Annotated in this window: 13 protein-coding genes; 4 read left to right on the forward strand and 9 right to left on the reverse strand. The window is 74.2% G+C overall.

Annotation, left to right across the window (positions count from 1 at the left end; genetic code table 11):
* Positions 1-20 precede the first annotated feature (20 nt).
* A complete protein-coding gene (locus ACZ47G_RS19415; protein WP_465744197.1) occupies positions 21-494 on the reverse strand; it encodes a hypothetical protein in 474 nt (157 codons plus the stop codon).
* A complete protein-coding gene (gene zapE, locus ACZ47G_RS19420) occupies positions 491-1,540 on the reverse strand; it encodes a cell division protein ZapE (RefSeq protein ID WP_465744414.1) in 1,050 nt (349 codons plus the stop codon). Before zapE ends, ACZ47G_RS19415 begins: the two co-directional genes overlap by 4 nt.
* A gap of 124 nt (positions 1,541-1,664) precedes the next feature.
* Between zapE and ACZ47G_RS19425 the strand changes: the two genes are divergently transcribed.
* The 4 genes from ACZ47G_RS19425 (at position 1,665) to msrB (ending at position 4,961) form a co-directional block, all read left to right on the forward strand.
* Positions 1,665-2,456: a pyrimidine reductase family protein gene (locus tag ACZ47G_RS19425; protein ID WP_465744199.1), complete on the forward strand. Its 792-nt coding sequence runs from the start codon at positions 1,665-1,667 to the stop codon at positions 2,454-2,456.
* A gap of 51 nt (positions 2,457-2,507) precedes the next feature.
* Entirely contained in the window at positions 2,508-2,969 is a 462-nt protein-coding gene (locus tag ACZ47G_RS19430; RefSeq protein WP_188308921.1) for an indole-3-glycerol phosphate synthase, read from the forward strand.
* 155 nt (positions 2,970-3,124) lie between these two features.
* Positions 3,125-4,534 (forward strand): UDP-N-acetylmuramate--L-alanine ligase, encoded by a 1,410-nt coding sequence (gene murC, locus ACZ47G_RS19435; RefSeq protein ID WP_465744202.1) that lies wholly within the window; start codon positions 3,125-3,127, stop codon positions 4,532-4,534.
* 22 nt (positions 4,535-4,556) lie between these two features.
* Complete coding sequence (gene msrB, locus ACZ47G_RS19440; RefSeq protein WP_380461852.1) at positions 4,557-4,961, forward strand: peptide-methionine (R)-S-oxide reductase MsrB; 405 nt, start codon at positions 4,557-4,559, stop codon at positions 4,959-4,961.
* A 110-nt stretch (positions 4,962-5,071) separates the two neighbouring features.
* Here the strand turns inward: msrB and ACZ47G_RS19445 are convergent, their stop codons facing one another.
* The 7 genes from ACZ47G_RS19445 to ACZ47G_RS19475 form a co-directional block, all read right to left on the reverse strand.
* Entirely contained in the window at positions 5,072-6,265 is a 1,194-nt protein-coding gene (locus tag ACZ47G_RS19445; protein WP_465744204.1) for a cytochrome P450, read from the reverse strand.
* Positions 6,262-6,819 (reverse strand): GTP-binding protein, encoded by a 558-nt coding sequence (locus ACZ47G_RS19450; protein WP_380461870.1) that lies wholly within the window; start codon positions 6,817-6,819, stop codon positions 6,262-6,264. Before ACZ47G_RS19450 ends, ACZ47G_RS19445 begins: the two co-directional genes overlap by 4 nt.
* Before the next feature lie 70 nt (positions 6,820-6,889).
* A complete protein-coding gene (locus ACZ47G_RS19455) occupies positions 6,890-7,252 on the reverse strand; it encodes a DUF742 domain-containing protein (protein WP_465744206.1) in 363 nt (120 codons plus the stop codon).
* 141 nt (positions 7,253-7,393) lie between these two features.
* Positions 7,394-7,885, reverse strand: a complete 492-nt coding sequence (locus tag ACZ47G_RS19460) for a roadblock/LC7 domain-containing protein (protein WP_465744208.1) — start codon at positions 7,883-7,885, stop codon at positions 7,394-7,396.
* Positions 7,882-9,750: an ATP-binding protein gene (locus ACZ47G_RS19465; RefSeq protein WP_465744210.1), complete on the reverse strand. Its 1,869-nt coding sequence runs from the start codon at positions 9,748-9,750 to the stop codon at positions 7,882-7,884. The genes ACZ47G_RS19460 and ACZ47G_RS19465 overlap by 4 nt, the downstream gene beginning before the upstream one ends.
* Positions 9,751-9,917: 167 nt before the next feature.
* Positions 9,918-10,928, reverse strand: coding sequence for an MBL fold metallo-hydrolase (locus tag ACZ47G_RS19470; protein ID WP_465744212.1), 1,011 nt, complete (start codon positions 10,926-10,928; stop codon positions 9,918-9,920).
* Between the two features lie 121 nt (positions 10,929-11,049).
* The gene (locus tag ACZ47G_RS19475) at positions 11,050-11,853 is read right to left on the reverse strand and encodes a hypothetical protein (RefSeq protein ID WP_465744214.1); all 804 of its coding nucleotides are present in this window, start codon (positions 11,851-11,853) and stop codon (positions 11,050-11,052) included.
* Positions 11,854-11,870: the final 17 nt, after the last annotated feature.

An 11,870-nucleotide genomic window follows, 5' to 3' on the forward strand; every position in this document is an offset into this window, starting at 1 on the left:
GACAACCGGCGCCGTTCCGCTCAGGCCGAGGAGCAGCGGACGCAGGCGGGGTACCAGGGGACGGGCGTGAGGATGCGGTGGTGGCGGCAGGAGGCGGCCATGACCTCAGCGGGCTCGGCGGCCCCGGCGGGCGGGCCGGGGGCGGGGCGCAGGGCGGTCAGCAGGCGGCGCAGGGCCCGGAGGTCGGCCTCGGCGTACGCGGGGTGGTAGCCCAGCTCGTCCCAGCGGTGGCGGGTGAGGGCGAGGTCGACGACGTCGAGGGCGAAGGCGCGGCCGCGTTCCGGGTCGGGGCCCCAGTCGAGCGCGTCGAGGTCGAGGCCGACCGCGCCGCGGCCCATCAGGTACTGGTCCTGGCCGGCCAGCTCGGCGGCGAAGGCGTGGTGCCAGTCCTCCCGGGCCAGGGCGGTGACCGCGAGCATCAGGACCTCGACCAGCGCCTCGGTGGCGCCGTTGCCGAGTTCGAGCTCGTGGCCCCCGCCCCGGAAGGAGTTCACCCCAGCTTGGCGCTGTCGCGGGCGAGGGCGACCAGGCGGGAGACGGCGCGGAGGTACTTCTTGCGGTAGCCGCCGCGCAGCATGTCCTCCGGGAAGACCTGGTCGAAGGGCAGGCCGGAGGCGGTGATGGGCAGCTCGCGGTCGTACATCCGGTCGGCGAGGACGACCAGGCGCAGCGCGGTGGACTGGTCGTCGACCTGCCGCACGCCGCGCAGGCAGACCGCCGAGACGTCGTCCAGCAGCGCGCCGTAGCGGCTGGGGTGGACGGCGGAGAGGTGGGCGAGCAGGGCGTCGAAGTCGTCCAGCGAGGCGCCGGGGGTGCGGGCGGCGGTGGCCTCGACTACGTCGTCGGCGTACGGCGGCGGGGCGTCGGGCAGGCCGCGGTGGCGGTAGTCCTGGCCGTCGATCCGCATCGGGCGGAAGTGCGCGGACAGGCCCTGGATCTCGCGCAGGAAGTCGGCGGCGGCGAAGCGGCCCTCGCCGAGCTTCTCCGGCAGGGTGTTCGAGGTGGCGCACAGCTTGACGCCGTTCTCGACCAGCCGGCCGAGCAGGGTGGAGACCAGCACGGTGTCGCCCGGGTCGTCCAGTTCGAACTCGTCGATGCACAGCAGGGTGTGCCCGGAGAGGGTCCGGACGGCCTGCTGGAAGCCGAGCGCGCCGACCAGGTTGGTCAGCTCGACGAAGGTGCCGAAGGCCTTGGGGCCGGGGGCGGCGTGCCAGAGCGAGGCGAGCAGGTGGGTCTTGCCGACGCCGTAGCCGCCGTCGAGGTAGACCCCGGCCGGGCCGGTGGGCGCCGGGGCGGAGCGGCGGAACCAGCTGCGCTTGGGCGCGGAACCGTTTCCTCCGCCGAGGGTCGCCGCGAACTGCTCCAGGACCTGGACGGCCTCGTACTGGCTGGGCTGGGTCTGGTCCGGGATGTACGTCCCGAAGCTCACGTCGGCGAACCGGGGCGGCGGGACCATCTCGGCGACCAGCCGCTCGGCGGGCACGACGGGGCGGCGGTCGGTGAGTGCGATCGGGGCGCCGGCCGGGCTCGCGGCGGCTATCGACTCGGTCGCGGTGGCGGGGCGGGAGGCTGCGGGCACGTTAGTAGAGGGTACGCCCCGCCCCCGCCCCCTCCGAACCGGCTCCCGGCCCCCCTCGGCGGGCCCGCGGTGGAACACTGAGGGCATGCAACAGTTGATCAGCCCGCTGGGCGCTCCGGTCGCGGATCCGTCCGACCTGGAATCGCTCGCCGCCGTCTACGCGTACCCCGACCAGGTGAATCGGGGGCGCCCCTGGCTGCGCGCCAACATGGTGGCCGGGCTGGACGGCGGGGCGAAGCTCGACGGACTGTCCGAGGGGCTGTCCGGCGACGCCGACAAGCGGATCTTCGGGGTGCTGCGGGCCCTGTCGGACGCGGTGCTGGTGGGCGCCGAGACGGTCCGGGCGGAGGGCTACCGGCCGGCCCGGGCCCGCCGGGAGTTCGCGGCCGCGCGGGCGGCGGCGGGGCAGTCCGCGGCCCCGGCGATCGCGATCGTGAGCCGCTCGCTGAACCTCGACCTGGGTGCGCCGCTGTTCACGGAACCGCTGGTCAGGACGGTGGTGATCACCGTCGAGGACGCCCCCGAGGAGCGCCGCCGGGAGGTCGCCGCGGTGGCCGACCTGGTGCTCGCCGGGCGCGGCTCGGTGGACCTGCGGGCGGGCGTGGCGGCCCTGGTGGAGCGGGGCTGGACGCGGCTGCTGACCGAGGGCGGGCCGCGGCTGCTGGGCCAGCTGGCGGCGGCGGACCTGCTGGACGAGCTGTGCCTGTCGCTGGCCCCGCTGCTCACCGGCGGCGACGCGCCGCGCATCGTCCGCGATGCGGAAATGCCTGACGTGCAGCGGATGCGGCTGGTCTCATTGATCGAGCAGAAAGGATTCCTCTTCACCCGCTACCTGCGTCACCTGGGTTCGGATGACCCCGTGACCCCCCGATCGTGATCCCGTTATGCGATGCCGGGGCCCGGGGGCCGGCCACTGGAAGGGACTCACGTGTTCAAGACGGTACTGATGATCGAAAAGGCGCTCTCGGACGCGGACGTGGAGCTGGTCACCACGCTCCACAGCGACGAGAAGGTGTCCTTCGTCGTCCTGATGCAGCCGCGCGGCAAGCAGGACGAACTGCTGCGGGCGCTCGACGACGTCGCCCTCGGCCACCTCGACAAGGTGGTGCACGAGCACGACGAGTCCGAGGGCGGCCCGACCGTGGCCGGCGAATCGCTCGAGCACAGCCTGCGCCACCTGCGCCGGGCCGGGGCCGAGGCGATCGGCGAGCTGGTCGAGGAGAAGCCGCTGGACCGGCTGCGCGCGGCGGTCGAGGAGCACCGGGCCGACGAGGTGGTGGTGCTCACCTCACCGCACTTCGTGGAGGAGTTCTTCCACCGCGACTGGGCCTCCCAGGCCCGCCACAAGGTGGGGGTGCCGGTGCTGAGGCTGTTCGCCAGCGACTCGTAGCCCCGTGTGGCACCGCGCGCCGGTGGTGCAGAATCGTCCTTGCGGTCCGTCCGCGAGGACGATTCGCGCGTCTCGTACGCGTCCCACCTCTCGCGCGTCCCGCACCCCGCCGGACCCATCTGCCCACACCGCCATCGCCCGTACGGAGCCACGCCTTGAACGACGCCGCGCACGACCTGCACGCCCCGCACTTCATCGGCATCGGCGGCGCCGGGATGTCCGGCCTGGCGAAGATCCTCGCAGTGCGCGGTGCCAGCGTCTCCGGCAGCGACTCCAAGGAGTCCGAGACCGTCCTCGCGCTGCGCGCCCTCGGCGCCACGGTGCACGTCGGCCACGCCGCCGAGCACGTGCCGGACGGCGCCAGCAGCATCGTGGTCTCCAGCGCGATCCGCGCCGACAACCCGGAGCTGGTCACCGCCCACGAGCGCGGCATCCCGGTGGTGCACCGCTCCGACGCGCTGGCCGCGCTGATGGGCGGCCGCCGGGCGCTGGCGGTGGCCGGCACCCACGGCAAGACCACCACCACCAGCATGCTCGCCGTCGCCCTCGGCGAGCTGGGCCTGGAGCCGTCCTACGCGATCGGCGGCGACCTCGACGCCCCCGGCTCCAACGCCCACCACGGCGCCGGCGAGATCTTCGTCGCCGAGGCCGACGAGAGCGACCGCAGCTTCCACAAGTACGCGCCCGAGGTGGCGATCGTGCTCAACGTGGAGCTGGACCACCACGCCAACTACGCCTCGATCGACGAGATCTACGAGTCCTTCGAGACCTTCGTCGGCCGGATCACCCCCGGCGGCACCCTGGTGGTCTCCGCCGACCACGACGGCGCCCGCGAGCTGACCGCCCGGGTGGCCGGCCGCGAGGGGCTCAACGTGGTCACCGTCGGCGCCGCCGAGGACGCCGACCTGCGCGTCCTGTCCGTGGTCGCCCACGGCATGACCAGCGAGGTCACCGTCCTGCTGGACGGCGCCGAACTGACCTTCACCGTCTCGGTGCCCGGCCGGCACTACGCCCACAACGCGGTGGCCGCGCTGGCCGCCGGCGTCGCGCTGGGTGTCCCGGCCGCCGACCTGGCCAAGGCGCTCGGCGCCTACACCGGCGTGCGCCGCCGCCTGCAGCTCAAGGGCGAGGCGGCCGGCGTCCAGGTGATCGACTCCTACGCCCACCACCCGACCGAGATGACCGCCGACCTGGAGGCCATCCGCGAGGGCCTGGAGGGCGAGGGCCGGGTGCTGGTGGTCTTCCAGCCGCACCTGTTCAGCCGCACCCAGCAGCTCGCCGAGGAGATGGGCCAGGCCCTGGCCCTGGCCGACGCCTCGGTGGTGCTGGACATCTACCCGGCCCGCGAGGACCCGATCCCGGGCATCACCAGCGAGCTGATCATCGACGCCGCCCGCCGGGCCGGCGCCGACGTCACCCCCGAGCACGACTTCGCCGCCGCCCCCGCCCTGCTGGCCGGCCTGGCCCGCCCGGGCGACCTGCTGCTCACCATGGGCGCCGGCGACGTCACCAACCTGGGCCCAGAAATTCTGGAGCACCTCGCGAACGTTGCCTCCAACGTCTGACGTACGCCGAGCGGGAGTCGTGATGAGCTACGAGATCGAGAAGACCGAGGCCGAGTGGCGCGCCCAGCTCAGCCCCGAGGAGTACCACGTGCTCCGCGAGGCGGGCACCGAGCGGCCGTTCGTCGGCGAGTACACCGACACCAAGACGGTCGGCGTGTACGGCTGCCGGGCCTGCGGGGCGGAGCTGTTCAGCTCCGAGACCAAGTTCGACAGCCACTGCGGCTGGCCCTCGTACTACGCGCCGCTGGCCGAGGACCGGGTCGAGTACATCGAGGACAGCACGCTCGGCATGCGCCGGGTCGAGGTGCGCTGCGCCAAGTGCGGCGGGCACCTGGGGCACGTCTTCGAGGGCGAGGGCTACGGGACGCCGACCGACCAGCGGTACTGCATCAACAGCATCTCGCTGACGCTGCGGCCGGCCGAGTAGCAGCTTGTTGTTGCGGGCCCAGGGCCCGGACGGTCTCCGTCCGGGCCCTCGGGCTGTCCGGACCCGGCTGTCCGGCCCCGGCTGTCCGGCCCCGACTTTCCGGCCAGCGGCTATCCGGCCAGCGGTGCGAAGCGGACCGGCAGGTGCACCAGGGCGCGGTGGAACGGGCCCGGGCGCCAGAGCAACTCCTCGGCCGGGGTGGCGAGTTCGAGGTCGCTGAGGCGACTGGTCAGCTGCTCGATGGCGGTGATCGCGATCAGCAGGGCCGGGTCACGGGCCGGGCAGGCGTGCGGGCCGGCCGCCCAGGCCAGGTGGGCGCTCTCGCCGCTGCGCAGCCCGTCGCCGTCGGTCGGCGGCGCGGCCTGGGAGTTGGCGGCCGCGTACGAGACCAGCACCAGCGAGCCCGCCGCGATCTGGCGGCCGTGGAAGGTGATGTCGTAGCGCGGGTAGTGGGCGGAGAGGTTGGCCAGCGGCGGCTCGTGCCACAGCACCTCGTCGATCGCCTGGTGGGCGGTCATCGCGCCGCCGAACAGCGAGCCGGCGTAGCGGGCGTCGGTGAGCAGGCGCAGCAGGGCGTTGCCGATCAGGTTGGTGGTCGGCTCGTGCCCGGCAATCATGGTCAGGGTGATCTGCCGGATCACCTCGTCGTCGTCCAGCCCGACCGGGTGGGTGACGAACCAGGAGGCGAGGTCGTGCCGGGGGCGCTCACGGCGCTCGGCGACCATCGCGGTGACCACCGCGACGAGCTTCCCGTACGCGGCGCCGGCCTTCGCGGTGGACTCGATCAGCCCGGTGATCGCGGCGACCACCTCGGCGTGCTCCTCCTCGGGCACCCCGAACCAGGTGGTCAGCACGAAGGCGGGCAGCTGGCGGGCGTACTCGGCGATCAGGTCGGCGCTGCCGACCGCCGCGAAGCGGTCGATCAGCTGGTGGGCGGCCTCGGCGACCTGGCGCTGGAGCCGGTGCGGTTCGAACAGGGCGAGGCCGTCGGTGATCACCGCCCGGTAGCGGGCGTGCGTCGCGCCGTCGCTGAACAGCGCGGTGGGGCGGTAGCCGAGCACCGGCAGCAGCGGGGAGTTCGGCGGGACGGTCGCCTGCCAGGCGCGGGAGTCCTTGGAGAAGGTGTCGGTGTCGCGCAGCAGGTCCAGGGCGGCCTGGTAGTCGGTGACCAGCAGGGCCTCGACCCCGGGGGCGATCTCCACCGGGGCGACGGCGCCGTGGCGGCGCAGCCGCTCGTACACCAGCTGGGGGTCGGCGGCGAAGACCGGGCCGTAGATCGGGGTCGGTCGGGTTTCGGTGGTCACTGTCCCTCGTGGGTGTCGAGGCCGACGGGCAGGGTGTCGAGGACGTGCTCGGCCAGGGCGATCAGCGCGTCGATGCTGCTGCCGCGCTCGCGGGCGTCGCACAGCAGCAGCGGGGTCGCCGCGTGCAGGTCCAGGTGGGCGCGCAGCACCTCGGGCGGGTGGGCCGGGGAGTCCGGGAAGCGGTTGACGGCGACGGCGTACGGCAGGCCCTGCTCCTCGACCATGTCCATGATCTCGAAGGAGTCGGCCAGCCGGCGGGTGTCGGCCAGCACCAGGGCGCCCAGGGCGCCGCGGGCGATGTCCTGCCAGAGCGGGAAGAAGCGCCGCTGGCCGGGGGTGCCGAACATGTAGAGCACCGTGTTGCCGGGCAGGGTGAGCCGGCCGAAGTCCACCGCGACGGTGGTGGTGGACTTCTCCGGCAGGCCCGCCAGGTCGTCCACCGGCCGTCCGGTCTCGGTCATCGCCTCCTCGGTGTGCAGGGTGGCGATCTCGGAGAGGGTGCGGATGAGCGTGGTCTTGCCGACCCCGAACGGGCCGGCGACCAGCAGCTTCATCAGCGTCTGGTCCCGGTCGGGCAGGTAGCCCACCCGGCTCGGCCGCCCGGCGGGGAAGCCGGGGCCGGGCTCACCGGAGCGCACGGAGTCCAACGAGGAGCCTCTCGACGATGGAGCGGTCGGTCTGCTGGGCGCGCGGGATCGGCGCGCGGGCGTGCAGGCAGCCCGCCTCGACCAGGTCGGCCGCCAGGAAGACGGTGGCGCTGACCGGCAGGCGCAGGTGCGCGGCGGCCTCCACCACGGTCAGCGCGCCGGGACGCAGCAGCTCCCAGAGCCGACGGTGTTCGGGTTCGAGGTCGGCCGGCGGTTCCGCCCGGTCGGCCCGGTCGGCGAACAGGACGGTCAGCCGCTCGAAACCCTCGGTGCCGGGGCGGGCGCGGCCTCCGGTGGCCAGGTAGGCGGGCACCATCCGCCTGCGGGGGACGGCACTCATGCGCCCACCTCGCTTCGCTCGGCAGGGGCATTCGCCCACACGCACCTGTTCACGATTCGCTCGCTGCGCTCACTCATGCGCCCACCCCGCTTCGCCCGGCAGGGGCACTCGCCCACGCGCGCCTCTTGACGATTCGCTCGCTCATGACCCGGCGGGGGCGCCCTGCGACCCGGTGACCCGCCGCCCGGTGCGCGGTCCCCCGGCGGCCGGTGACCCGGCGCCCTGCTGCCGGGACGGGCTCGCCAGCGCCCGGCCCAGGGCGGCGACCTGGAGCTGCATCTGGTAGGCCACGTTGCCGAGTTGGGCGTCCGGGGCGGTGAACACGGCGAGCGAGGTGTTCTCCCCGGCGGGGACGACGATGGCGTAGCCGAGGTCGGACTCCACCACGGTCTGGGCCAGCCGCGGCCGCTCGGTGTCGGTGAAGGCGGTGGTGAAGGCGCGGGCGGCGGCGTGCACGGTGGCCGTCATCGCGGCGACCCGCTCGGCGGAGGCCCGGCCGAGGCCGTCGGAGGCGGCCTCGACGAGGCCGTCACCGGTGGCGACCACCGCGTGCAGCACCCCCGGCAGCTCCAGCAGCGGGCTCAGCACCCAGGAGATCTCGTCGGTGGCGGTCGGGCTGGGCGAGCTGCTCACTGCTCGACTCCTTCTAAGGTCGGTCCGGTGGTGCGGTCGCCGGTGCTGCTGCTCTTGCCGGTACCGCTGGTCGCGGCGGTGCTGTCGACCGCGGCGGTGCTGCCGGTCGCGGTGGTCGTGGAAGTCGGGGCGGTCGTGGAAGCCGTGGCGGCGGTGGCGCCCGACTCACCGGCTCCGGCGGTCGCCGTGCTCCCGGCGCTCCGGGCGCCGCCGGGGGCGGCCTGGGCCGCGGCGGCCCGGCCGGAGTCGGTGCCGCGCTGCAGCGCCTGCCAGTGGGCGGCGGCCTGCTCGGGGCTGCGGACGTACGGTGCGGGCCGCTCCTCCGGGCCGTCCGCGGCCCCGGCCGCCGGTGCCCCCGGGGCCGTGCCCGGCTCCTCGGCGGCGAGCGGACGGCGGCGGCGCCGGCTGGGCAGGCCGCTGCCGTCCCCGTCGGGGCCGGCGCCCGGCTCGGGGTCGGGCACCACGTGGATGGCCGGCGCCGGGTGCGGGCCGGGCTGGTTGTGGCGGTCGGCGAGCACCGGGGCGTCCTGCTCGTCGGCGTCGCGCATCGGCGGGACGGCCGCGACGGCGGGCGCCTGGGCCGGGCCGTTTCCGGCCCGCAGCGGCAGCGGGGTGAGCACCGACAGCGGCTGTTCGTCGTCCACCGTCGTCACCAGCGCGGCCGGGATGCGCAGGATGGTCCGCATGCCGCCGTACGGCGAGGGCTCGATGTGGCAGGTGAAGCCGTACTGGCGGGCCAGCTTGCCGACCACCGCGAAGCCGGTCTTGGGCGGGTTGCCCAGCTCGGTGAGCAGCACGTCCGACGGGCCGGCCAGCAGCCGGCGGGCCCGGCGCAGCTGGTCCTCGTCCATCCCGATGCCGCTGTCGTCGACGATCACCAGCGCGCCGCGGCCGCCCTGCTGGACGGTCACCGGGACGTCGGTCTCCGGGTGGGAGTAGGCGGTGGCGTTGGCGAGCAGTTCGGCGATGGCGATGGCGATCGGCTCGGCGGCCCGGGCGACCACGGCCAGCCGCTGCTCGCGCAGGTGGTTGGCGACCTTGATCCGGGCGTAGCCGGGCACCCGGGAGAGCGCGCCGACGACCACCTCGGCGAGCGGGGAGTCGGTCCGGGCCAGGCCCGGCCAGGCCTCGCAGAGCACCGCGACGGTCTGGATCCGGCGCAGTGCGACCTCGTTGCGGAAGTCGACCTCCAGCAGCCGGGGGTCGTCGTTGTCGTGCTGGAGCTGCTGGACCAGGCTCTGGATCTGGTACAGCAGGGTCTGGATCCGGGAGGTGGCGCCGCGCATGGCGGCCCGGGCGGCGGCGTCGACCCGCTCGCGCTCGTCGGCGAGGGCCGCGGTGGTGGCGTCCAGGACGGACTGCAGGGCCCGGACGCCCGCGGGGCCGATGGCCTGCGCGTCCAGCGGGCCGACCGCCGGGGCGTTGGTGTGGGTCAGCCGGACGGCGGTGGCGGAGACCCGTTCCTGGGCGAGGTGGCCGATCTCGGCGAGCAGCGCGGCGGCGCGCCGGTCGGCGGCGGCCAGCCGGGCCTCGGCCTCCTCGGCGCGGGCGTTCGCCTCCTCGACGCCGGCGTTCGCCTCCTTGGCCCGGGCGTTGGCGGCGGCGCCCCGCTGGTCGGCGGCCCGGGTGTGCTCCTCGGCCCGCCGGGCCTGCTCGGCGGCGTTCCGTACGGCCTCCTGGGCCTCGTTCAACTGTCGTTCGGCGCGGGCGAGTTTGGCCTCCGCGGCGCGGGCCTGCTGCGCGTCGTGGCCGAGCGCGGCCTCGGCGGCCACCGCCCGGCCGACGGCCTTGGCCCGGCTGCGGGAGAGCACGACCGTGGCCGCGGCGGCGACCAGCGCCAGGGCGATCAGCGCGATCTGCGTCATCGGAGTCCTCGGGTGTCCTTGCTGCTGGGCCCGGGCCGTCGCCCGGAGTTCGGGCTTCGGGCTTCGGTTTCGGGCGGGAGCGGGGAGCGCGGGTGCGAGCGGGGAGCGCGGGTGCGAGTGCGGAGCGCGGGTGCGGAGCGTACGGGCGACTGCCGGTGCCCCGGCCGTCAGCTCCCGGCGGCGCGCGGACGCGGGATGCGGGCGGAGTCCTCGGCCAGTTCGCGGGCCACCAGGGCGACCTGGCCCATGGCGTCCAGGATGCCGGGCAGCTCGGAGCCGTCCAGGTGCCGGTACTCGGCCGCGACGGTGAGCACCAGCCGCTCGGGCAGGCCGAGTTCGGGGTGGCGCTGCTCGGCGATCACCCGCCGGGCGGCGTCCAGCGCGGGTATCCCGGCGGCGTGCAGCTCGTGGGCGCGCTCGCGGACGTACTCGAGGTAGCCGATGTGCTCCTGGACGCCGTCGCGGTCGAGCACCGGGCCGTGGCCGGGGACGAAGATCTCCGCGCCGGTGGCGAGGGCCTGTTCGCAGGCGCCGATGACGTTCTCCAGCGGGCCGGCCCAGTGCGAGGGGTGGTCGCCGGGCTGCTCGGGGCTGGAGGAGAAGATCACGTCGCCGGTGAACACCGCGCGCTGGTGCGGGAGGTGGACCATCAGGTCACCACCGGTGTGGGCGGCGGGCAGGCTGGTGATCTGCACCGGGTAGCGGCCGACCTTGAGCTCCAGCTCGCCGGTGAAGACGGTGTCCGGGTGCACCGGCTCGGTGGTGGACCAGTCGAAGCGGCCGAAGTGCTCCCGGAGGTAGCCGCCGAGCGGGGAGTCCGGGTCGCTGTTGGTGAGCAGGGCGTGCTGCTGCTGGGGGGTGGGCTCCCAGTGGATGTGCTCCAGCGCCTCGCGGGTGGCGATCACCTCGGCGTCCGGGAGCACCCCGGCGCCCCACAGGTGGTCGCCGTTGGCGTGGGTGACGACCACCCGGTCGATGTCGACCCCGGTCGGCAGCAGGCGTCGGCTGGCGGCCAGGAACTCCCCGGCCAGCGAGGGGTCGTACGGGGTGTCGATCCAGAGCGCGGTGGTCTCGGAGGCCAGCAGGCCGCAGTTGGCCAGGCCCCAGCCCCGCTTCGGGGGGAGCCACACATACAGGTCCTCGGCAATCGCGCTCACGTTCGCACGGTTGATCGTCATGCGCGCGATTATGCCCATGTTGTGTCAGGGATGGGGCAAAAGCTGTACGACCGGCTGGAGTTCGTGCCCCGGTCTCTCCCGCACTGTCCGGATTCGCACCGTGTGGTCGAGACCAATCGTCTCACTGTTCGGGACGACTGATGGACACTTCACCCCGGAACCCGGACGGCACGTCGGACCGCGGCGCGGGCAGGACCCGGCAGACCTCGACCGTGACGTCCACCGTGTCCAGGCCGATCACCCGCCCCTCCACCGCGACGAATCCTTTCTCCCCCGAGCGGAACAGCACCGCCAGCGGGGAACTCCGGTTCGCCGAGGTCAGCGCCTCCACCGCCATCGCCGAGCCGAAGGCGAACACCCCGCAGAGCACCACGCAGGGCGCGTGCCGGGGCGTGCGGGTGACGAAGATGAAGCCGTGGTCGCGGACCAGTTCCCCGGTCGGGCCGTACAACGCCTCGAAGGTCATCCCGCCCCAGCGGGCGCGGGCCGCGTCCGGGTACTCGACGGCGAAGTCCGGGAAGACCGCGTCCAGCACGCCGCCGGAGTAGGAGTTGACGCTCGGACCGCCGATCGAGAAGGTCGGCATCCGCGGATCCTGCGCCCCGGCCACCACCAGCTCGATCGTCGCCTTGCGGTTGACCTTCCGCAGCAGGTCGGTCAGCTCCGCTATCGCCCGGGCCTCGGCCATCGGCACGAACAGCACGTTCTTCGGCCCGCGGCTGGTCAGCTGGCAGCCGTCCGAGGTGACGGCGAACTCCGCCACCTCCAGACTGGGGATGACGATCTGCACCCGGCCGTACGGCGCCAGCATCGCCCGTAGGAAGCCGTAGCGCAGGAACAGCCTGGTACGGGCGAGCGAGCGGGCCGCGAGGAAGCCGATCACGGCCGGAACCGATGCGATCAGCACCTGCAGCAGGATCTCCATATGATCCCCCTGGAGGA

The sequence above is a fragment of the Kitasatospora sp. NPDC030952 genome (assembly GCF_055571335.1).